The organism is Pseudomonas frederiksbergensis (genome assembly GCF_000802155.2).
Lineage (GTDB): Bacteria > Pseudomonadota > Gammaproteobacteria > Pseudomonadales > Pseudomonadaceae > Aquipseudomonas > Aquipseudomonas frederiksbergensis_A.
Genome location: NZ_JQGJ02000015.1, coordinates 71,897 through 95,048, shown reverse-complemented (window position 1 = coordinate 95,048; position 23,152 = coordinate 71,897). Strand labels below are relative to the sequence as shown.

Annotated in this window: 22 protein-coding genes and 1 pseudogene; 16 read left to right on the top strand and 7 right to left on the bottom strand. The window is 60.8% G+C overall.

Features of this window, described 5'->3' with window-relative positions:
* Positions 1–156: 156 nt before the first annotated feature.
* The gene (locus JZ00_RS22715; protein WP_039593392.1) at positions 157–759 is read right to left on the bottom strand and encodes a hypothetical protein; all 603 of its coding nucleotides are present in this window, start codon (positions 757–759) and stop codon (positions 157–159) included.
* A 646-nt stretch (positions 760–1,405) separates the two neighbouring features.
* Between JZ00_RS22715 and JZ00_RS22710 the strand changes: the two genes are divergently transcribed.
* On the top strand, positions 1,406–1,768 hold the full coding sequence (locus JZ00_RS22710) for a DUF6124 family protein (RefSeq protein WP_039593393.1): 363 nt from the start codon (positions 1,406–1,408) through the stop codon (positions 1,766–1,768).
* Between the two features lie 106 nt (positions 1,769–1,874).
* Here JZ00_RS22710 and JZ00_RS22705 read toward each other — a convergent pair whose 3' ends face one another.
* The gene (locus JZ00_RS22705) at positions 1,875–2,519 is read right to left on the bottom strand and encodes an HAD family hydrolase (protein WP_039593394.1); all 645 of its coding nucleotides are present in this window, start codon (positions 2,517–2,519) and stop codon (positions 1,875–1,877) included.
* A 63-nt stretch (positions 2,520–2,582) separates the two neighbouring features.
* Positions 2,583–3,128: a gamma carbonic anhydrase family protein gene (locus tag JZ00_RS22700; protein WP_039593395.1), complete on the bottom strand. Its 546-nt coding sequence runs from the start codon at positions 3,126–3,128 to the stop codon at positions 2,583–2,585.
* A 99-nt stretch (positions 3,129–3,227) separates the two neighbouring features.
* Here JZ00_RS22700 and prlC point away from each other — a divergent pair, with 99 nt between their 5' ends.
* The 3 genes and pseudogenes from prlC (at position 3,228) to JZ00_RS22685 (ending at position 7,685) form a co-directional block, all read left to right on the top strand.
* Positions 3,228–5,279, top strand: coding sequence for an oligopeptidase A (prlC, locus tag JZ00_RS22695; protein WP_039593396.1), 2,052 nt, complete (start codon positions 3,228–3,230; stop codon positions 5,277–5,279).
* Positions 5,276–5,548: pseudogene (locus tag JZ00_RS22690) on the top strand (YheV family putative zinc ribbon protein); the annotation flags it as partial. The gene prlC and the pseudogene JZ00_RS22690, both read left to right, overlap by 4 nt.
* Before the next feature lie 121 nt (positions 5,549–5,669).
* Complete coding sequence (locus JZ00_RS22685; protein ID WP_039593398.1) at positions 5,670–7,685, top strand: M3 family metallopeptidase; 2,016 nt, start codon at positions 5,670–5,672, stop codon at positions 7,683–7,685.
* Here JZ00_RS22685 and JZ00_RS22680 read toward each other — a convergent pair.
* Positions 7,661–8,341, bottom strand: a complete 681-nt coding sequence (locus JZ00_RS22680; protein WP_039593399.1) for a phosphatase domain-containing protein — start codon at positions 8,339–8,341, stop codon at positions 7,661–7,663. The genes JZ00_RS22685 and JZ00_RS22680 overlap by 25 nt on opposite strands.
* Positions 8,342–8,521: 180 nt before the next feature.
* Here JZ00_RS22680 and JZ00_RS22675 point away from each other — a divergent pair, with 180 nt between their 5' ends.
* From JZ00_RS22675 to JZ00_RS22665, 3 genes are all read left to right on the top strand, one after another.
* Positions 8,522–9,580 (top strand): PA0069 family radical SAM protein, encoded by a 1,059-nt coding sequence (locus JZ00_RS22675; protein WP_039593400.1) that lies wholly within the window; start codon positions 8,522–8,524, stop codon positions 9,578–9,580.
* A gap of 198 nt (positions 9,581–9,778) precedes the next feature.
* Positions 9,779–10,510 carry a carbonic anhydrase gene (locus JZ00_RS22670; protein WP_039593401.1) on the top strand — a complete coding sequence of 244 codons (732 nt, stop codon included), beginning with the start codon at positions 9,779–9,781 and terminating at the stop codon, positions 10,508–10,510.
* A gap of 93 nt (positions 10,511–10,603) precedes the next feature.
* Complete coding sequence (locus JZ00_RS22665) at positions 10,604–12,133, top strand: SulP family inorganic anion transporter (protein WP_039593402.1); 1,530 nt, start codon at positions 10,604–10,606, stop codon at positions 12,131–12,133.
* Positions 12,134–12,283: 150 nt separating this feature from the next.
* Here JZ00_RS22665 and JZ00_RS22660 read toward each other — a convergent pair whose 3' ends face one another.
* Positions 12,284–12,934 (bottom strand): hypothetical protein, encoded by a 651-nt coding sequence (locus JZ00_RS22660; protein ID WP_039593403.1) that lies wholly within the window; start codon positions 12,932–12,934, stop codon positions 12,284–12,286.
* Positions 12,935–13,308: 374 nt separating this feature from the next.
* Here JZ00_RS22660 and coxB point away from each other — a divergent pair, with 374 nt between their 5' ends.
* The 4 genes from coxB (at position 13,309) to JZ00_RS22640 (ending at position 17,612) form a co-directional block, all read left to right on the top strand.
* Complete coding sequence (gene coxB, locus JZ00_RS22655; RefSeq protein WP_039593404.1) at positions 13,309–14,436, top strand: cytochrome c oxidase subunit II; 1,128 nt, start codon at positions 13,309–13,311, stop codon at positions 14,434–14,436.
* An 82-nt stretch (positions 14,437–14,518) separates the two neighbouring features.
* Complete coding sequence (ctaD, locus tag JZ00_RS22650) at positions 14,519–16,105, top strand: cytochrome c oxidase subunit I (RefSeq protein ID WP_039593405.1); 1,587 nt, start codon at positions 14,519–14,521, stop codon at positions 16,103–16,105.
* A 43-nt stretch (positions 16,106–16,148) separates the two neighbouring features.
* A complete protein-coding gene (locus JZ00_RS22645; RefSeq protein WP_039593406.1) occupies positions 16,149–16,700 on the top strand; it encodes a cytochrome c oxidase assembly protein in 552 nt (183 codons plus the stop codon).
* A 24-nt stretch (positions 16,701–16,724) separates the two neighbouring features.
* Positions 16,725–17,612 (top strand): cytochrome c oxidase subunit 3, encoded by an 888-nt coding sequence (locus JZ00_RS22640; RefSeq protein ID WP_039593407.1) that lies wholly within the window; start codon positions 16,725–16,727, stop codon positions 17,610–17,612.
* A 24-nt stretch (positions 17,613–17,636) separates the two neighbouring features.
* Here the strand turns inward: JZ00_RS22640 and JZ00_RS22635 are convergent, their stop codons facing one another.
* Positions 17,637–17,840: a twin transmembrane helix small protein gene (locus JZ00_RS22635; protein ID WP_039593408.1), complete on the bottom strand. Its 204-nt coding sequence runs from the start codon at positions 17,838–17,840 to the stop codon at positions 17,637–17,639.
* Positions 17,841–17,910: 70 nt separating this feature from the next.
* Here JZ00_RS22635 and JZ00_RS22630 point away from each other — a divergent pair, with 70 nt between their 5' ends.
* Genes JZ00_RS22630 through JZ00_RS22610 form a run of 5 tightly spaced genes read left to right on the top strand, consistent with a single transcriptional unit; the run spans position 17,911 to position 21,816 of the window.
* A complete protein-coding gene (locus tag JZ00_RS22630) occupies positions 17,911–18,648 on the top strand; it encodes an SURF1 family protein (RefSeq protein WP_039593409.1) in 738 nt (245 codons plus the stop codon).
* Positions 18,614–19,207: a hypothetical protein gene (locus tag JZ00_RS22625; protein ID WP_039593474.1), complete on the top strand. Its 594-nt coding sequence runs from the start codon at positions 18,614–18,616 to the stop codon at positions 19,205–19,207. Before JZ00_RS22630 ends, JZ00_RS22625 begins: the two co-directional genes overlap by 35 nt.
* Before the next feature lie 10 nt (positions 19,208–19,217).
* Complete coding sequence (locus tag JZ00_RS22620) at positions 19,218–20,297, top strand: COX15/CtaA family protein (protein WP_039593410.1); 1,080 nt, start codon at positions 19,218–19,220, stop codon at positions 20,295–20,297.
* The gene (gene cyoE / locus JZ00_RS22615; protein WP_039593411.1) at positions 20,285–21,184 is read left to right on the top strand and encodes a heme o synthase; all 900 of its coding nucleotides are present in this window, start codon (positions 20,285–20,287) and stop codon (positions 21,182–21,184) included. The genes JZ00_RS22620 and cyoE overlap by 13 nt, the downstream gene beginning before the upstream one ends.
* Positions 21,181–21,816, top strand: a complete 636-nt coding sequence (locus tag JZ00_RS22610; protein ID WP_039593412.1) for an SCO family protein — start codon at positions 21,181–21,183, stop codon at positions 21,814–21,816. The genes cyoE and JZ00_RS22610 overlap by 4 nt, the downstream gene beginning before the upstream one ends.
* Before the next feature lie 199 nt (positions 21,817–22,015).
* On the opposite strand, the gene JZ00_RS22605 is transcribed toward JZ00_RS22610, so the two are convergent.
* Positions 22,016–23,095 carry an SDR family oxidoreductase gene (locus tag JZ00_RS22605; RefSeq protein WP_039593413.1) on the bottom strand — a complete coding sequence of 360 codons (1,080 nt, stop codon included), beginning with the start codon at positions 23,093–23,095 and terminating at the stop codon, positions 22,016–22,018.
* Between the last annotated feature and the right edge of the window lie 57 nt (positions 23,096–23,152).

Sequence of the window (23,152 nt, the reverse complement as noted above, 5' to 3'; positions counted from 1 at the left end):
CACGATGACGATGCTGGGGCCCATGAAAGAAATCGCAAATATCTGCTTCTGGCCGATTGCTGTCTCTCGTGAAGGGCTGCAACCGGCCAAAATCGGTCAATCGAAGGAGTCTACGAAAGTGTCGCTTTTTCATACGACACCGTAGAACTATAGCGCTCAGGTAGTGCGATAAGTCCGTGCAACCTCTCCTAGGTATGGTTTGATCCTAGTGAGTTCTGAAGCAAAGGACTCGAGCTTCGTCTCTGTCTCTGCATCGTCGTTTATCTTTCGCAGTACGGCGATGATCCGTACCAGTACCCATGCGACGTCTGCTGCCATATCAAGAATGTAATCCTCGATTGAAGCATCACCGAACGGTCGCTTCCTCTCCTCACCGTTCCACCGAGGATTCCGCATAAAAAATGCTGTTTCCCCGAGAGGCACTAAGTAGCCGTGGAGCAGAGAGTGGCGATAGTGCATCAACTTGTGAGCTGCTTCGGCAGCGCGTGCCAGAACTTCGTTCGCACCGGGGCTCAAATCCTCCCTGCCATTTCCTACAATCGTGACTAACTGAGAAGCAGTTGGCCCATCAGTGGAAGGCCTAACCCCCTTCACGCTTTCACGTTTTAGTGTCCAAACCGCTGGCTCTAGGTGGGCCTCGAAAAGTCCGAATGCGACTGCGAATGTTCCAATTTTCTGCTGAGCGATAACCGACACCCCAAGTTCGGAAATGGCCACCATTACGCCCAAAGCATTGACTGTGAATGCTGGCGGTTTCATTTCGTTGATTCTCCGTTCTTGGTGATGCTTGCTGTATAGCACGCCTCCATGTGACAAATTCCATTCGAAACAGAGCAGAGGATATGCGCTGATGCTCGAATCTATCGGAAGTAGGCCGCACTGAACGTCGGCTAATGGCCGAAAGCAGACCTGACGACAATTGGAGCCATGCACAGCGCCATGAACGGCATAGCGGCACTGCACAACCCTGCTAAAAACTTAAGCGCAAACGCCCTAGGCACAGCTCTGCGCTAAGGCATCATGTTCATAAGAAAAGCCAAGCTCACCCGCTCATTGAGCCTGGCTTTTCGGCTTTGTTTAATTTCTGTCCGCCACGTCTGTACCGGGCTACGTTTCCTTGCGCCTTTGCCTACAACTACGCCAGAATCCGCCGGCTTGTGCGCCTTGCCTCTGGGCTCTATCGTTTCCCTACCACTGCCCATCAGTGGTCGGGTTTAGTAGCCCAGATGACATACAGGTTGCACAAGCTTCATCAGTCAGGCATCGCCTGCATTTGATGGTGGCTGTGCGCTTGGCGCCTCCGGGCGCGCCGGTTTGGGTATGTCACCGGTCTACTAACCTGCGCACAGCCGCCACCCTTTCGTTTAGTAGCGAGATGGTTGCAGCCTAACTTTAGGACGTACCCATGTTCAAAATAACGCCAAACCCTCCAGAAGCAGATCCCAACTCTCCTTATCTGGACGGCTTAAATGCCAAGCAACTCGAAGAAGCCGCCACCCGCGCATTGGACTTTTATCTAAAGCCCAAATCCACAAGACCTGAAGAAACCATCCAACCCGGGCAGTTATTCACCGTCGTAAAAGGCCTCGACAATGAATGCCTGCTGGCAAACCTCAGCGAAACCCTGGCTTCGGCCGATGCGATGGTCAATGAATTGGCTTTTGATATGGAAGGCTCCAACCGCCAAGTCCTACTGGGCATTCAGCAACTGATCGAGCTGAGTTCGTTGTTGGCGAATCGCGTGTTGGATAACGTCGATCCCCGCTAGCCGCCGCACCGCAAGCTTCTGTGGCGAGGGCATTTAGCGAAACGTCGCGCAGCCCAACGGGGATAAATCCCCTCGCCACGTTTCGCTTGTCTTTAGTTTTTGAGCTTCACAGGAAAGCCCGGTGCAACTCATCCAGTGTCTGGAAGTGGTGCACCGGGTTTTCTGCGTTCAGTTCTTCGAAACTGCCAAACCCATACCCCACCGCTGCGGCGTCGAGGCCGTTGTCGCGGGCGCCGATCAGGTCGTGTTTGCGGTCGCCGATCATCAGGGTGTTGGCCGGGTCGAGGCTTTCTTCGGCCAGGAGGTGGGCGATGAGTTCGACTTTGTTGGTGCGGGTGCCGTCCAGTTCGCTGCCGTAGATCACTTTGAAGTGCCGGGCGAAGTCGAAGTGGCGGGCGATTTCCCGGGCGAAAACCCAGGGTTTGGAGGTGGCGATGTAGAGCTGCCGGCCTTGGCTGCCGAGGGTTTCCAGCAGGGGCATGACGCCGTCAAATACGCGGTTTTCGTAGAGGCCGGTGACTTTGAAGCGTTCGCGATAGAAGTTCACCGCTTCCCAGGCTTTCGCTTCGTCGAAGTCATAGAACTGCATGAAGGCCTGCAACAGCGGCGGGCCGATGAAGTGTTCGAGGCGGGTGAGGTCGGGTTCGTCGATGCCCAGTTTGCCCAGGGCGAACTGGATCGAACGGGTGATGCCTTCCCGTGGGTCGGTGAGGGTGCCGTCGAGGTCGAAGAGTACGGTTTGGTAGTGCATGGTGGGTCCTAGGTGATCGTGCAGTTCACTCAACAGGCATGAATGAAACTGTGGCGAGGGGATTCAGAGTTGGTCGTAGCCTTCGGCCAAGTGCAAATCCTTGAGTTTCACGTAGTTCGCCGCGCTGTAGGTGAAAAACGCCCGTTCCTTGTCGGTCAGCGGGCGGACCTGTTTCACCGGGCTGCCCACGTACAAAAAGCCGCTCTCCAGGCGCTTGCCCGGCGGTACGAGGCTGCCGGCGCCGATGATGACGTCGTCTTCGACCACCGCGCCGTCCATGACGATGCTGCCCATGCCGATCAGGATCCGGCTGCCCACCGAGCAGCCATGGAGCATGACTTTGTGGGCGACGGTCACGTCATCGCCAATCAGCAGCGCGAAGCCGTCGGGGTTGAACGGGCCGGCGTGGTTGATGTGCAGCACGCAGCCGTCCTGGATGCTGGTGCGCGCGCCGATGCGGATGCGGTGCATGTCGCCGCGAATGACCGTCAGCGGCCAGACGGAGCTGTCTTCGCCGATTTCGACGTCGCCGATCACCACCGCGGTGCTGTCGACAAAAGCCCCACGGGCAAGCTTCGGGCTGTGGTTCTGGTACGTGCGAAGGGTCACGATAGGTTCTCTCTTATCGGCTGATAGGCGCTGCTAGCTGCGGTGAAGGTCGATTGTAATTAAGATGGGCCCATGTTTCTTCCAGCGAAGGTGTCAACCGTGAGCGTGAACAACCCTCTTTTGCAGCCCTACGACCTGCCGCCATTCTCGGCGATCCGTGCCGAGCACGTGCAACCGGCCATCGAGCAGATCCTGGCTGACAACCGTGCCGCCATCGCCGAAATCCTCAAGACTCAAGTCAAGCAGCCTACCTGGGCCGGCCTGGTGCTGGCGATGGACGAGCTCAACGATCGCCTCGGTGCGGCCTGGAGCCCGGTCAGCCACTTGAACGCCGTGCGCAACAGCCCGGAACTGCGCGAAGCCTATGAGGCGTGCCTGCCGGCGCTGAGTGCCTACTCCACCGAACTGGGCCAGAACCGTGAGTTGTTCCAGGCGTTCGAAGCCCTGGCGAACAGCCCCGAGGCGGCCGGTTTCGACGTGGCGCAAAAAACCATCCTGGAACATTCCCTGCGCGATTTCCGCCTGTCGGGCATCGACCTGCCGCCCGAGCAGCAGAAGCGCTACGCCGAAGTGCAAAGCAAGTTGTCCGAATTAGGCAGCCGCTTTTCCAACCAATTGCTCGACGCGACCCAGGCCTGGACCAAGCACGTCACCGATGAAGCCGCCCTCGCCGGGCTGACCGATTCGGCCAAGGCGCAAATGGCCGCTGCGGCCCAGGCCAAGGAATTGGACGGCTGGCTGATCAATCTGGAATTCCCCAGCTACTACGCGGTGATGACCTACGCCGAAGACCGCGCCCTGCGCGAAGAGGTCTACGCGGCCTATTGCACCCGCGCCTCGGACCAGGGCCCGAACGCCGGCCAGAACGACAATGGCCCGGTAATGGAGCAGATCCTCGACCTGCGCCAGGAGCTGGCCCACCTGCTGGGCTTCGCCAATTTCGCCGAGTTGAGCCTGGCGACCAAGATGGCCGAATCCAGCGACCAGGTGCTCAGCTTCCTGCGTGACCTGGCCAAGCGCAGCAAACCGTTCGCCGCCCAGGACCTGGAACAACTCAAGGCCTACGCCGCCGAACAGGGCTGCCCCGACCTGCAAAGCTGGGACAGCGGCTTCTACGGCGAAAAACTCCGCCAGCAGCGTTACAGCGTCGCCCAGGAAGCGCTGCGTGCGTACTTCCCGATCGACAAGGTGCTGAGCGGCCTCTTCACTATTGTGCAGCGCCTGTACGGTATCGAGATTGCAGAGCTGAAAGGCTTCGACAGCTGGCACCCGGACGTGCGCCTGTTCGAGATCAAGGAAAACGGCCAGCACGTCGGCCGCTTCTTCTTCGACCTCTACGCCCGCGCCAACAAGCGTGGCGGCGCGTGGATGGACGGCGCCCGGGATCGTCGTCGCACCCTCGAAGGCGCACTGCAAAGCCCGGTCGCCAACCTGGTGTGCAACTTCACTCCGGCCGACAGCGGCAAACCCGCGCTGCTGACGCACGATGAAGTCACCACGCTGTTCCATGAGTTCGGCCATGGCCTGCATCACCTGTTGACCCGTGTCGAGCATGCCGGCGTGTCGGGCATCAACGGCGTGGCTTGGGATGCCGTCGAGCTGCCGAGCCAGTTCATGGAGAACTGGTGCTGGGAGCCTGAAGGCCTGGCGCTGATTTCCGGTCACTACGAAACCGGCGAGCCGCTGCCCCAGGACCTGCTGGAAAAAATGCTCGCGGCGAAGAATTTCCAGTCCGGCCTGATGATGGTCCGCCAGTTGGAGTTCTCGCTGTTCGACTTCGAGCTGCACGCCACCCACGGCGACGGTCGCAGCGTTTTGCAAGTGCTCGAAGGCGTGCGCGACGAGGTGTCGGTGATGCGTCCGCCGGCCTACAACCGCTTCCCGAACAGCTTTGCCCACATCTTTGCCGGCGGCTACGCAGCGGGTTACTACAGCTACAAGTGGGCGGAAGTGCTGTCGGCCGATGCGTTCTCCAAGTTTGAAGAGGACGGTGTGCTCAACGCCGACACCGGTCGCGCCTTCCGTGAGGCGATCCTGGCCCGTGGCGGTTCCCAGGAGCCGATGGTGCTGTTCGTCGACTTCCGTGGCCGCGAGCCGTCGATTGACGCACTCTTGCGCCATAGCGGCCTGAGCGAGGACGCGGCAGCATGAGTGAGGGGCCAGTGATTACCAAACGACGCTTCATCGCCGGGGCGGTCTGCCCGGCGTGCAGTGAGCCGGACAAGTTGATGATGTGGAACGAAGACGGCGTGCCCCATCGCGAGTGCGTGGCCTGCGGTTATTCCGACACGCTCAACGAGCAAGGCCTGTCGGTGCCCAAGGAATTGGGCACCCGGGTCAATACTTCGGCACTCAAGACGCCAGACGCGAAGGTCCAGGCGGTGCAGTTTTTCCCCAACCCCAAGTTGAAGAAAAAACCGACTGACATCTTCGGCATCACCTTCCGGGCCGCCCGGCCCGGAAGCGATAAATATGTACCGCAGCGCCAACCGCCTTCCTCTCCAGACTGTCGTGACACGTCCAGACTGACAGGAAGTCTCCATGCGCCACGCTGATAACCCACTGCTGCAGCCCTATGTCCTGCCGCCGTTCTCAGAGATTCAAGCCGAACACTTTTCCCCCGCCCTCGACCAGATCATTGTCGAATGCCAAGCCAAAGTTGCCGAGACCATCGAGACTCAGGCGCCCTATCCGACCTGGGATGACCTGGTGCTGGCCATGGATGAAATCCATGCACGGCTGAAAAGCTTTGGCTATGTGCTGCAATGCCTGGCCTCAACCTGGACGGGAGACGCCTGGGAGCAGATTGCGCATGAGTGCCGCGAACGACTGAGTGACTTTCGCCGTTCCCTGGAGCAAAACCCCGAGCTGTTCCAGCTCTACCAACGCCTGGCTGACAGTCAGATAGCCCTGCATTTCTCACCCGCGAGAAAAAGAACGCTGGCGAAGATCCTGCGGCGGCTTCGCCAGCATTCACTCGCACCCGACGTACAAGCGGCCTTGCTAGACCTGAAACTGCGTATCCGTGGCGCCGAAATATTGTTCATGGAGCATTTGGAAGAGGCCAACAATGCCTGGAGCCAAACGTTCGACGATGAGGCTCGTTTGCAGGGCTTACCTGCGTATTTCAAACTGCAAATGGCCGAGCACGCCCGTGAAAAAGGTCGCACGGGGTGGTTGTTGAGGCTGACGGACGAATCGTTTCGCATTGTCACTCGTTATGCTGACGACCGCGTTCTGCGCGAGCAAATCTACACGGCCTATAGCATTCGGGCGTCGGATCAAGGGCCGAATGCAGGCCTCTTCGATAATGGCGAGGTACTGCAGCAATTGCTCAGGGACCGTCATCAAACCGCCCTGCTGCTGGGCTATTCGAATTATGCCCAACTGGCGATCGAGCCGGAGCAAGCGCAGTCGCCAGAGCAGGTCATGGCGTTCCTGATGGAAAAACTCGGGCGACAACAAGAGCTGTTCAAGCAGGACGCTAAACAGTTGGCGGCCTTCGCTGCGCAGCAAGGCTTCGGCGAACTCCAGCCTTGGGATTACCAGTACTTGGCGGAAAAAATTCGCCGGCAGACGACAGGGGTTTCAGAACAGACGGCCAGCGCCTGGTTTGAGCTCAGATCAACCTTTTACCAATTGCAGCTGATCGCACACGATCTGTTCGGTATCGAGTTCACCGAGCGCCAGGATCTGTCCACCTGGCATGCGCAGGTGCGTGTGTTTGAGGTCCACGAGCGGGGCGATACCCTCGGTTTTATCTATTTCGATCCCTTTGAAAATGGAAGGCTGAACGGTTACCCCCACACTTCCCCCCTGCGAAACCGCCGCATCACCGCCGAGGGTCGACCGCGCTACCCCGTCGCGACGTTGCATGCCTGGTTGCCACGCGGCTCCGGCACCGAGCCGGTGTTGCTGGACTACCAACACCTGAGCGTCCTGTTTCATGAGTTCGGTCATTGCTTGCACCATGTCCTGAGCAAGGCGGACTACCGCGACATCTCGGGCATATCCGAGCTGTCCCGGGACACCGCCGAGTTTGCCGGAAACCTGCTGGAGCGCTGGAGTTTCTCCAAGCAGTGCCTGCTCCGTATCGCCAGGCACCACCAGACCGGGGCTTCCCTGCCGGAGCATATTGTCGATCAGCTGTTGACGTACCTCACCACTCAAACCAGCTGGGGGAGGGCCAAGTCGTTACGCGACACGCTGTTTGACATGGAATTGCACCGCAGCCACGGCGACGGGCGCACAGCCCAGCAAGTGTTCGACCAGATCAGCGCACAGGTCGGGCATCTGCCAACGTCCGCCAACGAACGCTGGCCAAACGGGTTGGATTACATGGTCACCGGTTATGGCGCCGGACTCTATGCCTACCTCTGGTCGCAGGACTTGGCCGATGGCGTGTTCAAGCGTTTCAAGCGCAACGGATTGTTCGATAGGAGCACTGGGAGGGCGTTGCGCCAAGCAATATACGAGGCGGGCGATTCACGACCGTTGTCCGAATCCATCGCCGCCTTCATGCAGGCGACCGATCACCGTGCGGGCGTAAGTACCTGAGCGTCCATGTGATGGGCCGTGGTGGTCGAGTTGACCCAACTCCCGAGGGAGCAAAGGGCAAAGACGCTGGTGCTGCAATCGCCGTTCGCCAATGCCTCGCGGAGTTTGTCGACATCGGCCTGCATCATGTAGCGCACCCCATCCTTGAAGTGATGACTGTCACCGAAGCCACCTTCGGTCATTTCGCTCAGCGCGTCCTCTTTGCTCCAACCCTGCACAATCACCCGGTACATGGCCGCCACCAGCCCGGTGCGGTCCGAGCCGTGTTTGCAGTGCATCAGCACCGGCCCCTTGGCCTCGCCCGCCTGGACGGCGCGCAAGGCACTGAGGATGTCGCTGTCGTCGACGTGATTGGTGCGATAGGGCAACTGAACCTGCTCGATGCCGGGCGTGGACAGCCAGCGCTGGTCCGACTCCGGCAAGAAGTTGATGACCGTGCCGATCCTGAGTTCGCTCAGCAAGGGCAGCGCAGCGCCGTCCGGCAGGGAGCTGCGAAAGAGCGTCGGTGACATCTGGTAGAGGTTGTAATGCTTACCCACTGGCTGCGCCCATTCAGCGGGCCTTGCTTCAACGGAATCGGCCGCTTGGGCGGGTGCCTCGGCCAGGGCGGTGAGCAGGGCCAGGCAAAGCAGCGAACGGGAACAGAGCTTGAGCATGCACGCGCGACCAATAATGGGGATTGGAGAGGCGCAGTGTCGGCTCGCTCCGGTTAAAAGCCTGTGACCGGGACGTCAAAGCGTCGTGAAGGGCAATCGAGCGTTTGCGCTGCCGAATGGCACTGGCCTTAATCGAACGCAGCGAATACTGTATGCACATACAGCAAACGGAGTATCTCCATGTCCGCCTCTCTTCCACCCCGCGGCCGCGGCACCGCGACCAACCCGCACAACCGCTTCGCCCCGAGTCGCTCGGTGGCCGAGGATGACGGCTGGTACCAGGAGGTCCCGCCGACCCAGGGCACCGAAGTACGCATCGAAACGGCCAAGACCATCATCACCCGCAACACTTCCACCGACATCCCGTTCGATCGCTCCATCAACCCCTACCGGGGCTGTGAGCACGGCTGCATCTACTGCTATGCGCGGCCCAGCCATGCCTACTGGGACATGTCGCCGGGGCTGGATTTCGAAACCAAGCTGATCGCCAAGACCAACGCCGCCGATGTGCTGGAGGAACAACTGTCCCGGCGCGGCTATCAATGCGCGCCGATCGCCCTGGGCTCCAACACCGACCCCTACCAGCCGATCGAACGCGAGCAGCGCATTACCCGGCGGATCCTGGAGGTGTTGCTGCGCTATCGACATCCCGTGACCATCGTCACCAAGGGGTCGTTGATCCTGCGGGACCTGGACCTGCTGACCGAGCTGGCGCAACAGCGCCTGGTGCACGTGATGATCAGCCTCACCACCCTGGACGATGAGCTCAAGCGCATTCTCGAACCCCGCGCGGCGGCGCCCAAGGCGCGGTTGCGGGCGATAAAAGTGATGCGCGAGGCGGGCATCAACGTGGGCGTGCTTTGTGCGCCGATGATCCCGATGATCAACGACAGCGAAATCGAGAGCCTGCTGGCCGAAGCCCACGCCGCCGGTGCGCAGAATGCCGCCTACGTCTTGCTGCGCCTGCCCTTGGAAGTGGCGCCGCTGTTCGAAGAATGGCTACAGGTGCACTACCCGCAGCGCGCCGCCCATGTGCTGAGCCTGGTGCGCCAGAGCCGTGGAGGTGAGCTGTATGACAGCCGGTTTGGCGTGCGGATGCGCGGTGAAGGTCCTTTCGCGCAGTTGCTGGCCCAGCGATTCGCCAAGGCGTTGAAACGTTTAGGGTTGGAACGGCGTGATGGTTACAATCTCGACTGCAATGCCTTCTGTCCGCCAGGCCGGCAGATGTCGTTGATTTGATTAAAGTTGAGCTTGGAAGGGCCGCTGGGCATGATCCGCGCCAGCGTTTCGCCACCCCTGTAATCGTTGTCCTAGAGCCTTCGATTTCAGTTTGAGTTAAGTTTCGGCCGCTACCTTGTTCATCGAGTGACTGACGGGTCGAGCGTTTCGGCCTGGATGTTTTTTAACCAGCCACTGGCGTCTCAAAGAGGATGAATCATGAGTGACAAGGATAAACAGCCGTTGGCTGCGTCGGCTTCAGCCCAACCCGAGGCGGAAACCGCCGATGCAGCGCTGCAGCACATTGTTGACGGCTTTTTGCATTTCCATCACGAGATCTTTCCCCAGCAGGAAGAACTCTTCAAAAAACTCGCCACCGCCCAGAAGCCCCGGGCAATGTTCATCACCTGCGCCGATTCGCGCATCGTGCCCGAGTTGATCACCCATAGTTCCCCTGGCGACCTGTTCGTGACCCGTAACGTCGGCAACGTCGTTCCGCCTTACGGCCAGATGAATGGCGGCGTTTCCACCGCCATCGAATACGCCGTGCTGGCCCTCGGCGTGCAGCACATCATCGTCTGCGGCCATTCCGATTGCGGCGCCATGCGTGCCGTGCTCAACCCCGATACCCTGGAAAAGATGCCGACGGTCAAGGCCTGGCTGCGCCACGCCGAAGTCGCCAAGACCATGGTCCATGACAACTGCCCGTGCGGTGACGAAAAGCAGACCATGCCTATCCTCACCGAAGAGAACGTGATCGCGCAGTTGCAGCATTTGCGAACGCACCCCTCGGTGGCTTCTCGCATGGCCAGCGGCCAGTTGTTCATCCATGGCTGGGTGTACAACATCGAGACCAGCGAGATCAAAGCCTTTGACGCGGACCGGGGCTGTTTCCTGCCGCTCGATGGCAGCCATCCGATACCGGTGGCGACGCCCAAAGCGCGCTTCTAACCACTCCTAATCATCCTTGCATGGTTCCAAGCCTTCCCGCGTTTCACGCGGGCGGGCCTCGCCATGCCTGAAGAAAACTTCGGGAGAGTCGCCATGCGTGCTGCTCAATTAAAAGCTGTTCTGCCACGGGAGCTATTGGCTTCGGTGGTTGTGTTTCTGGTGGCGCTGCCCTTGTGCATGGGGATTGCCATTGCATCTGGCCTGCCACCGGCCAAAGGCCTGATTACCGGGATCATCGGCGGTCTGGTGGTGGGTTTCCTGGCCGGCTCGAAGCTGCAAGTCAGCGGTCCGGCGGCCGGGTTGGCGGTGTTGGTCTTCGAACTGGTTCGCCAGCATGGCGTGGCGATGCTCGGGCCGATCCTGTTGCTGGCCGGCCTGCTGCAATTGCTGGCCGGGCGCTTTCGCCTCGGTTGCTGGTTCCGGGTCACCGCGCCTGCGGTGGTCTACGGGATGCTGGCCGGTATCGGCGTGCTGATCGTGTTGTCCCAGGTCCATGTGATGCTCGACGCAGCGCCCAAACCCTCGGGGTTGGATAACCTCGCGGCCTTCCCTGCGGCAGTCGCCCAGGCCCTGCCGACCTTCGGCTGGCAGGCCGGCCTGTTGGGCCTGTCGACGATCGCGGTGATGTGGCTATGGGAAAAGTTTCGCCCCCACAGCCTGCGCTTCGTTCCTGGCGCGCTGCTGGGTGTCGGCCTGGCGACCGTCGCCAGCCTGCTGCTGGCCTTGCAGGTCAAGCGCGTGGAAGTCCCGGAAAACCTCGCCGAAGCCATCGATTGGCTGCGCCCGGCGGACCTGCTGAACCTGGCGGATCCGACCGTGCTGATCGCCGCCTTCGCCGTGGCCTTCATCGCCAGCGCCGAAACCCTGCTGTCGGCGGCCGCCGTGGACCGCATGCACAGCGGTGAACGGGCGGACTTCGACCGGGAACTGTCGGCGCAAGGTATCGGCAACATGCTCTGCGGCCTGCTCGGTGCGCTGCCGATGACCGGCGTGATCGTGCGCAGCTCGGCCAACGTCCAGGCCGGCGCAACCACGCGGATGTCGACGATTTTCCACGGCTTGTGGTTGTTGCTGTTCGTGCTGTTGCTGTCCAGCGTGCTGCAAAGCATTCCGGTGGCGAGCTTGGCGGGTGTACTGGTCTACACCGGTTTCAAATTGGTGGACCTCAAGGCGTTTCGAAGCCTGGGCCGTTATGGCCGGATGCCGATGTTCACCTACGGCGCCACAGCGCTGGCGATCATCTTCACCGACCTGCTGACCGGCGTGCTGATCGGCTTCGGCTTGACCTTGGTGAAACTCGCCTGGAAAGCCTCGCGCCTGAAAATCAGCCTGATCGACTTGCCGCAGGAAGGCGAGATGGAGCTGCGCCTTGTGGGGGCGGCCACCTTCCTCAAGGTGCCGGCGCTGACCAAAGTGTTGGGCACCATACCCGAAGGCGCGACAGTGCACGTGCCGCTCAATAACCTGAGCTACATCGACCATTCGTGCCTGGAATTGCTCGAAGAATGGGGCCGGGCGAATGCCAGCAAGGGTTCGAAGCTGCTGATTGAATCCCGCGGGCTAAAGCGCCGGTTGGAAGGGCGGTTGCGGACCACAGTTGGGGTTGGCGCAGCGGCCAGCTAACCATGCCTCTGTGAGGCTCTCGATGAACTGCGTATGCCCCGTGGGAGCGGGCTTGCTCGCGAACGCGATAGATCAGTCAGTTGGATGTAGCCTGACGCTCCGCTTTCGCGAGCAAGCCCGCTTGCACAGGGGTTTTGTTTTTTCGAAGGATCAAGCCGCCGGCTGATCCAGCTCCAAGCCCACGCCCAGGCGTCGGGACATGCATGGCCAGCGCTTCCAGGCCGCGCCGGTCGCTGGGCTGCTGAGTTTCTCGCGGTAGGTTTCTACCGATTCCAATGCAAACGTTTCGTCGTTCAGCATCTCATCGAAAGCGTGATGCACCACCTCATCGAGCTGGTTGGCAAACTCCTCGCCGATCAACTGGTGTGCGATCAGGTTGGCGACCGTCATGTCCAAGGGGATCAGTGGCTGGCCGAAATGCTTGATGTAGAGGTCGTTCACCTCTTCGACGAACCGGTGCGCCAGGTAGGCTTCGTCGAGCAGGCTGTTGAGCCCGACATGCCCGGCCATGATCGTCGGAGGCTGGAGAAAGTATTGCTCGGCAATCTTCAGTACGGGTTTGATCTGCGACTCGATACCCGCCTCCTTGGCGACGTCATTGGCCGCATCCAGCAAGTCCGGCACTTCGTTGATGTAGGCAGCGACAAACCGCGCCAGGACGTCATTGGCATTCGCATCCGGCAGCTGGATGGCAGGGTGCAGCGTTGGTAACTGGGCCGTCAGCTGACGGCTCAACAGGCCGGTCTCGGCCTCGTGTTGTTGGGCTTTTTGGATCTGCTCGCGCAATGCGGCGGTGTTCATGACAACTCCAGTAAACAACAGGCAATGAAATAGGAATGACATAACTTAGCTGGCGCAAAAAAACTCCTAAGACCTATTTTTCATAACCGGCCCTTCCTTGATACGTCGCCGTTATATCGGTTTGCCATCATTCAGGTTCGCATCCTTCTCCATTCCTGGGCCCTAGCGCAAGCCCCGGCTGTTTCAAACGATTTACGCCGTCGCGTTGCGAGGTTGCAGGTGCTGTCTATACTCGGGTTGGAATGGAGTTAGCTGATGACACCCGATTGCATGTGCAGCAAGGCGCGGCGAGTCAATTAAGCAGTCTGAAGAGCCGATCCCTTGCCGCAGGCTTTACGCCTACGGGATAACAAGAACGATAAGGGGAACCCGCAATGACGCGACATCCACACGTATGGATGGGCCTCCTGTTGTGGTCGATTTTCAGCCAGGCACAAGCGGCCTGGACTGTGAATATGGCGCCTGGAGCGACACAGATCAGCAACGCAGTGTTTGACCTGCACATGACCATCTTCTGGATCTGTGTGGTCATCGGCATCATCGTCTTCGGCGCCATGTTCTGGTCGATGATGATGCACCGCCGCTCAACCGGCCAGAATGCCGCGCACTTCCACGAAAACACTCGCGTCGAAATCCTCTGGACCATCGTGCCCTTCCTGATCCTGGTGCTGATGGCGATTCCTGCCACCGCCACCCTGATCAAGATGTACGACTCCAGCGAGTCGGAGATCGACATCCAGGTCACCGGCTACCAGTGGAAGTGGCACTACAAGTACCTGGGCCAGGACGTCGAGTTCTTCAGCAACCTGGCGACCCCCGCCGAACAGATCAATAACCAGAGCGCCAAGGGCGAGCATTACCTGCTGGAGGTCGACAAGCCGCTGGTGCTGCCGGTCGATGCCAAGGTGCGTTTCCTGGTGACCTCGGCCGATGTGATCCACTCATGGTGGGTGCCGGCCTTCGCGGTCAAGCGCGACGCCATCCCGGGGTTCGTCAACGAAGCCTGGACCCGCGTCGACAAGCCCGGCATCTATCGCGGCCAATGCGCCGAGCTGTGTGGCAAGGACCATGGCTTCATGCCGATCGTGGTGGAGGTCAAGAGCAAGCCCGACTACGAGAAGTGGCTGGGCGAACGCAAGGCCGAAGCCGCGCAGCTCAAGGAGCTGACCAGCAAGGAATGGACGCGCGAAGAACTCGTCGAGCGTGGCGACAAGGTCTATCACACCACGTGCGTGGCCTGTCACCAGGCCGAAGGCCAAGGCCTGCCGCCCATGTTCCCGGCGCTCAAGGGCTCGAAAATCGCCACCGGACCGATCAAGGACCACTTGAACATCGTCTTCCACGGCAAGCCCGGCACCTCCATGGCCGCGTTCGGCAAACAATTGTCGGAAGTCGATATCGCCGCGGTCGTGACCTATGAACGCAACGCCTGGGGCAACAACAAGGGCGACATGGTGACGCCCAAAGAAGTGCTGGAACTCAAACAGGCGGAAAGCCAATGAGCCGGCCCGACGTTTGTTCTCGCAACCGGTCGGGGCGCGTTGCCCCGCGCCGTCCAGCCCATTGGTTCGAAGGAGAAAGGACATGAGTGCTGTGATCGATGACCACGGTCATGCCGACCACGCCCACGGCCCCGCCAAGGGCCTGATGCGCTGGGTGCTGACCACCAACCACAAGGACATCGGCACGCTGTACCTGTGGTTCGCCTTCTCGATGTTCCTGTTGGGCGGCTCGTTCGCCATGGTGATCCGCGCCGAGCTGTTCCAGCCCGGCCTGCAGATCGTCCAGCCGGAATTCTTCAACCAGATGACCACCATGCATGGCCTGGTGATGGTCTTCGGCGCGGTGATGCCGGCGTTCGTCGGCCTTGCCAACTGGATGGTCCCGCTGATGATCGGCGCGCCGGACATGGCCCTGCCGCGCATGAACAACTTCAGCTTCTGGCTGTTGCCGGCGGCGTTCCTGATGTTGGTCTCGACGCTGTTCACTCCGGGGGGCGGGCCGAACTTCGGATGGACCTTCTACGCGCCGCTGTCCACCACCTATGCGCCGGAAAGCGTGACGTTCTTCATCTTTGCCATCCACCTGATGGGCATCAGCTCGATCATGGGCGCGATCAACGTGGTCGCCACCATCCTCAACCTGCGCGCCCCCGGCATGACCCTGATGAAAATGCCGCTGTTCGTCTGGACCTGGCTGATCACCGCGTTCCTGCTGATCGCGGTGATGCCGGTACTGGCAGGCTGCGTGACGATGATGCTGATGGACATCCACTTCGGCACCAGCTTCTTCAGTGCCGCGGGCGGTGGTGACCCGGTGCTGTTCCAGCATGTGTTCTGGTTCTTCGGCCATCCCGAGGTGTACATCATGATCCTGCCGGCCTTCGGTGCCGTCAGCTCGATCATCCCGGCGTTCTCGCGCAAGCCGCTGTTCGGCTACACCTCGATGGTCTACGCCACGGCGGCGATTGCGTTCCTGTCGTTCATCGTCTGGGCGCACCACATGTTCGTGGTCGGCATCCCGCTGGTGGGCGAGCTGTTCTTCATGTACGCGACCCTGCTGATCGCCGTGCCCACCGGGGTGAAGGTGTTCAACTGGGCCAGCACCATGTGGCAGGGCTCGCTGACCTTCGAGACGCCGATGCTGTTCGCCGTGGCGTTCGTGATCCTGTTTTCCATCGGCGGTTTCTCCGGGCTGATGCTGGCCATCGCCCCGGCGGACTTCCAGTACCAGGACACCTACTTCGTGGTCGCGCACTTCCACTACGTGCTGGTGCCTGGCGCGATCTTCGGGATTTTCGCCTCGGCCTACTACTGGCTGCCGAAATGGACCGGCCACATGTACGACGAAACCCTCGGCAAGCTGCACTTCTGGCTCTCGTTCATCGGCATGAACCTGGCGTTCTTCCCGATGCACTTCGTGGGCCTGGCGGGCATGCCCCGGCGGATTCCCGACTACAACCTGCAGTTCGCCGACTTCAACATGGTCTCGTCCATCGGCGCGTTCATGTTCGGCACCACGCAGATCTTCTTCCTGTTCATCGTGATCAAGACCATCCGCGGCGGCGAGCCGGCACCGGCCAAGCCGTGGGATGGCGCCGAAGGGCTGGAGTGGAGCGTGCCGTCGCCAGCGCCGTATCACACGTTTACTACGCCGCCGGAAGTGAAATAGATGACACACGGAACCCATGTCGGAGCGGTAGGGGCTCAAAACCATGGCTGATTCGATTTCGCTGAAGAAACTGGTCACCCGCCTGCTGCTGGTGGTGGTGGCCATGTTCATCTTCGGGTTTGCCCTGGTGCCGATCTACGACGTGATGTGCAAGGCGTTCGGCATCAACGGCAAGACCGGCGGGCAGTACGAAGGCGAGCAGGTCGTCGATGAATCCCGGCAGGTGCGCGTGCAGTTCCTGTCGACCAATTCGGTGGACATGGTCTGGGACTTCTTTCCCAAGGGCGATGAGCTGGTGGTCAAGCCCGGGGCAGTCAACGAGATGGTGTTCGTCGCCCACAACCCCACCGACCGGCCGATGAGCGCCCAGGCGGTGCCGAGCATTTCGCCGAGCAACGCGGCGGCGTATTTCCACAAGACCGAATGTTTTTGTTTTACCCAGCAAGTGCTGCAACCCGGCGAACGCATCGAAATGCCCATGCGCTTCATCGTCGACCGGGACATGCCCAAGGAAGTGAAGCACCTGACGCTGTCCTACACGCTGTTCGATATCACCGCTCGTCATCCACCGGTGGCTGTAAACACTGACCGATAGCGTGCCCGATAAGGAGAACAATAAATGGCAACTCATGAGCACTACTACGTTCCGGCCCAGAGCAAATGGCCGATCATCGCCACGGTCGGGATGTTCGTCACGGTGTACGGCCTGGCGACCTGGTTCAACGACCTGAAGGCGGCGCGCCCGGAATCCCATGGCCCGCTGATCTTTTTCATTGGCGGCCTGCTGGTGGCCTACATGCTGTTCGGCTGGTTCGGCGCGGTCATCAAGGAAAGCCGCGCCGGGCTGTACAGCGCCCAGCTCGACCGCTCGTTCCGCTGGGGCATGAGCTGGTTCATCTTTTCCGAAGTGATGTTCTTCGTGGCGTTCTTCGGCGCGTTGTTTTATGTGCGGGTGGTGTCGGCGCCAGGGCTGGCCGGTGAAGGCAGCAAGGGCTTATCGGAGATGCTGTGGCCGAACTTCGAATACGTCTGGCCGTTGTTGAACAACCCCGATCCCAAGCTATTCCCACCGCCCAAGGACGTGATCAGCCCGTGGGGCTTGCCGCTGCTCAACACCATCCTGCTGGTCAGCTCCAGCGTCACCGTGACCATCGCCCACCATGCCCTGAAAAAAGGCCATCGCGGCGCACTGAAGGTATGGCTGGCGATCACCGTGCTGCTGGGTTGCGCCTTCCTGGGCTTCCAGGCCGAGGAATACATCCACGCCTATAAAGAGCTGGGCCTGACGTTGGGCTCGGGGATCTACGGCGCGACGTTCTTCATGCTCACCGGTTTTCACGGCGCCCACGTCACCATCGGCACGATCATCTTGTTCGTGATGCTGATGCGCGTCATGCGCGGGCATTTCGACAACGAGCACCAGTTCGGCTTCGAGGCAGCGAGCTGGTATTGGCACTTCGTCGATGTGGTGTGGATCGGCTTGTTCTTCTTCGTCTACATCCTCTGAGGCAGCCGCTACCAGGGCGGCTCTTTACCAAGGAGCATGCGACACCAACTGGCCGCTGAAAAAGCCCCAGGCGATCAAGCCGACGGTGACAGCGGCCAAGGCCACGCGAATCGCCAGGGCGATGACCAGGCGATTGGAACTGCTGTCGTCCTTGACCAGAAAAAACAGGCCGCTGAACAGGCTGGCAATCGTGGCGATCAGCATCAGGGCGATGGCTGCTTTGAGCATTAGGGACACTCCGGGGGGACGCGATGCACGTGAGTATAGCTATCCCGTTCGACAGCTTTCGGGCGACGCCATGAAAGGCTTCCGGCCGGGCCTCGTGCCGTCATTGGTGGTAGCCGTGCTGGTGCCGGTGATGGTGTGCCTGGGGTTCTGGCAATTGAGCCGGGGCGAACAGAAGCGTGTGCTCATGGACACTTACGCCGAGCGCCGCGTGGCCAAGCCGATGGACAGCGTGGAGCTTTCGCAAACGGCGGATCCAGCCTTTCGACCGGTCAGCCTGCGTGGGCAATTCGACGCCGAGCACAGCCTTCTCCTGGACAACCGCCAGCACGATGGCAAGGTGGGCGTCGAGCTGCTGCAACCGTTTCTCGACCACGCCAGCGGACTGTGGCTGCTGGTCAATCGCGGCTGGCTGCCGTGGCCTGATCGCCGCACCCCGCCAGTTTTCAGCACGCCGGAACAGCCGGTCGACCTGCAAGCCTGGGTCTACGTCGCACCCGGCGCCACGTTCCAACTTCACGCCGACCCGGCAAGCGCGCCGTGGCCACGGCTGGTCACCGCCATCGAGCCGCAGAAACTCTGGGCCGAACTGGACCGTGGTGGCTTCGCCTACGAATTACGCCAACAAAGCGGCCCCGGCGCATACCGGACCGATTGGCCGGTGGTGGCCATGGGGCCGGAAAAACACATCGGCTATGCCGTGCAGTGGTTCGCCATGGCGGCGGCGCTGTTCGGCCTTTTTCTCTATCTCGGATGGCACAACGCAGGGAGACACCATGGGAAGCACCATGAATCCAACCAACACGTCTGACGCGCCCGATGCCCGCAGCCGTCGCAAGGGGCGCGTGCAATTGCTGTTGATCGTGCTGGGCGTGATCGGCCCGATGATCCTCGCCACCGGCATGTACAAATTCCAGTTCTGGGTCCCGGACAGCCGCAGCTACCACGGCGAGTTGATCGGCAACGGCCAGTCCCGCGCCGACATCGGCGTGCAGGCCGACGAGCAGCGCTGGCAGATCCTGGTCACCGCGCCTCAAGAATGCTCGGTGGACTGCCGCCAGTTGGTCTATCTGGCCCGGCAGGTGCAGATCGGCCTGGGTCGCGATGCCGGCCGCGCCAGCCATGCCCTGGCCATCGCGCAGCCGCTGGACGGCGAGTACGACGCCCAATTGCAGCGCGAATACCCGCAGTTGCAACGCTACCCGCTGGACCTGCCGGCCTATCAAAAAGGCGCCCAGGGCTCCGGCGGCGCCCAGCTGTGGATCATCGACCCCCACAGCAACCTGGTGCTGCGCTACGACGCCAGGGTCAAGGGTAAGGACTTGCTCAACGACCTGCGCCACCTGCTGAAACTGTCGAACATCGGATGAGGGCATCGACATGGCCAAGCCTGGATTTCGCCTCGCGCTGTTTGCCACGCTGCTGGCATTGATTGTCGTACTGTTGGGCGCCTACACCCGCCTGACTCACGCCGGCCTCGGTTGCCCGGACTGGCCCGGTTGCTACGGTTTCATCAGCGTGCCCAAGGGCGAAGCCCAACTGGCCCATGCCGAGTTGCATTTCCCCGACGCCCCGGTGGAGGCTCATAAAGGCTGGAACGAAATGGTCCATCGCTATTTCGCCGGTGCCTTGGCGCTGATGATTGCCGCGCTGGCCGCCCGGGCCTGGACGAACCGTCGCCACCCCGGCCTGCCGTTGAAACTGCCGCTGTTCCTGCTCGCCGTGGTCTTCGCCCAGGCAGCGTTCGGCATGTGGACCGTGACGCTCAAGCTGTGGCCGCAGGTGGTCACCGGCCATTTGCTCGGTGGGTTCGCGACGTTGAGCCTGCTGTTCCTGCTGACGCTGAGATTGTCTGGCGTCTTACCCGCGCTGACCGTGCCCAAGCGCCTGCAACACTGGGCCACGGCTGGGCTGCTGCTGGTGATCGGCCAGATCGCGTTGGGCGGCTGGGTCAGTTCCAACTATGCCGCAGTGGCCTGCATCGATTTCCCTACCTGCCACGGCGAATGGATGCCGCCCGCCGATTTCGCCAATGGCTTTCACCTGACCCAGCACATCGGCCCGAACTACCTGGGTGGACAACTGGACAGCGATGCTCGTACCGCCATCCATGTCACCCACCGCATCGGCGCGTTGCTGGTGACCGTGGTGCTGTTGGGGTTGGCCTGGCAATTGAAGCGGGTGGGCATGACCCGACTGGCGGGGCTGGTCCTCGCCGCCCTGGCCGCGCAAATTACCTTAGGTATCAGCAACGTCGTGTTTCATCTGCCGCTGCCGGTGGCCGTGGCCCATAACGCCGGGGGCGCCGCGCTGCTGCTGACCCTGGTGCTGGTCAATTATCACGCCCGGACCAGCCTGGTCCGGGTACGGCACCACGTCCCGCTGCGCTGGCGCTTCAATTCGCCTAAACACGGCGTCGCCCCCATCACGATTAAAGGAGAGATGCCATGGCAACCTTGACCGGTGAACGCCACAGCCAGGCGATCTGGCGCGATTACCTGGAGCTGACCAAGCCGAAAGTGGTGGTGCTGATGCTGATCACCTCGCTGGTCGGCATGTTTCTCGCCACCCGTGCTGGCGTGCCATGGACGGTCCTGGTGTTCGGCAACCTGGGGATCGCTTTGTGCGCTGGCGGCGCGGCGGCGGTCAACCATGTGGTGGACCGACGCATCGACGCGGTCATGGCCCGCACCCACAAACGGCCTCTGGCGGAGGGCCGGGTCTCGCCGGCCGCCGCACTGACCTTCGCCCTGGCGCTGGCGGTGGCCGGCCAAGCGATGCTGCTGGTCTTTACCAATCCGTTGACCGCATGGCTGACCCTGGCCTCACTGCTCGGTTACGCCGTCATCTACACCGGCTTCCTCAAGCGCGCCACACCCCAGAACATCGTCATCGGCGGCCTCGCCGGCGCCGCACCGCCACTGCTGGGCTGGGTCGCGGCCACCGGGCATGTCAGCGCCGAACCGTTGCTGCTGGTGCTGATCATCTTCGCCTGGACGCCGCCACACTTCTGGGCCCTGGCGATCCACCGCAAAGAGGAATACGCCAAGGCCGACATCCCGATGCTGCCGGTGACCCACGGCGAGCACTACACCAAGATCCACATCTTGCTGTACACCTTGGTGCTGCTGGCGGTGAGCCTGATGCCATTCGTGATCCAGATGAGTGGCTTGATCTATCTGGTTTGCGCACTGGTGCTGGGTGCCCGGTTCCTGCAATGGGCCGTGGTGTTGTACCGTGGCAGCCGGACGCACGCGGCGATCAATACATTCAAGTACTCTATCTGGTACTTGTTCCTGCTGTTCATCGCCCTGCTCGTAGACCACTACTTACTGTTGAGCCTATGACTCGAACCCAGAAAACCGTCTTCATCCTCGCGGCCGTGATCGCAGTGATCCTCGGCCTGACCATCAACAAGGTGCTGTCCAGCAAAGGCCAGGGCGACCCGACTGCATTGATCGATGCCGGCATCATCCTGCTGCCCCAGAGCCGCAACCTGCCGGACGTGAAAATGACCGACCAGGACGGCCAGCCCGTTGCGATGGACGGATTGAAAGACAAATGGAGCCTGCTGTTCTTCGGCTACACCTTCTGCCCCGACATTTGCCCGACCACCCTGGCCCAACTGCGCCAGATCAAGAGCGAACTGCCGCCCGAGGCTGTGGATAAGTTGCAGATCGTGCTGGTGAGCGTCGACCCGAACCGCGACACGCCCAAGCAACTCAAGCAGTACTTGGGCTACTTCGATCCGCAATTCAAAGGCCTCACCGCTTCATCGGTGGAAGACCTGCAGAAACTCGCCAACGCAGTGAGCATCCCGTTCATCCCGGCGGACACCAGCAAACCCAACTACACGGTTGATCACAGCGGCAACCTCGCCGTCATTGGCCCGGACGGCAAGCAACGCGGGTTTATTCGTGCGCCGTTGAATAACCAGAAACTGGTGGCGCAGTTGCCGGAGATGCTCAAGCGTAAATGAGGCCAAGGCGAGGGAGCTTGCTCTCTAATAATGCACTCCCTCGCCACAAAAGCGCCGACACGTCAGTCACTCATCAGGATCCGAAACAGCTTACTCGGCCGAAGCGATGGATGCTTTGCTACCCGAGCGGATGAGCTCTTTGGAAAAGCACAGGCCGATTTCAAGCATGATGGTTCGGCATGTCCGAGTTGATGAATCCTCAGCGGGCCGTGCCCTGCGCTATGCAATATGAATTGACGAACGTTGCAGTGTGCTGCAAAGCCAGGCGTATATCCGGTTTGGCGATTCCCTGCCTGTGGGCGAATTGCTCGACCGCCGCTGTATCAAAACGGGTGGTCTGAATAAAGTCCAAGGCTTCGGCTTTTGTATTCAAGAAGCGCGCGACGGGAGGAATGCTCAGTAGCCACTTCAACAATCGCAGCGAAATGTGATGCTTGGGCGACTTTATGCCAAGCGGTTCGGCGACCTCTGCGAGGAGTTCTCGCAAGTTGGGACTTTGGTCATCAAGCGCCAGCAGTTCCTGACCCACCATGGCTGGATCAAACGCACAAACCGCCACCAGTTCAACCAGGTAATCCACGGTAACGAGAGGTAGCCAGTGCTCGGCGGTACCGGGCACAGCTGTCAGCTTTCCCTGTACCAGATTGCGTATCAGCGCCACCAGAGGCTGGCCGTCAAGGATATGCCCCGTGCGGCTGTGGCCACAAACCGTCGCGGGATGGACAACGGTGATCTCCCCGCCCAAGGTGGACATGACCTCCAGGGTCGCAAAATGCGCCTCCAGCTTGCTTCCCTCGTAACCCCCGACACGCCGGTAGACGGCAGGCCAATCGGTCAGCTGCGGATAACAAGGATCGATCCCGATGCGTTGCAGATGTTCATGGTTTTTCAGCATGTAGCCGCCGATCATCACCAAGCGGCTTTTTTGCCCGGCCGCCAACAGCGCCACGCGCTTTGCCCCTTCAACATTCACCGCACGAGAGTGCTCCACCGAAAGCCCCCAAGCGAAGTGAGCGCCCAAGTGGAATATGACGCTGGCGTGCCGCAGCACTTCTCGGTCAGCAAGACTCAGCCCGAGGTTGTCCCGTTCCAGGTCGCCCGCCACGGCAAATACCTGGGTTGCGTTCCCTCCCAAACTGTCGACTTGCTCGCGCAGTGCTGCCAGTCGCTCCGGGCGACGCATCAACACCCGAACGGTGTGACCTTTCGCACTCAGGTGCGCCACCAAATGCTGGCCGATGAAGCCGGTCCCCCCTGTGACAAAGCACTCCACGCCCATTTCCCTGCTCCTGGTTAAGGTGAGAAATCGAGCGTAATCTATCGACCCAACTCTACA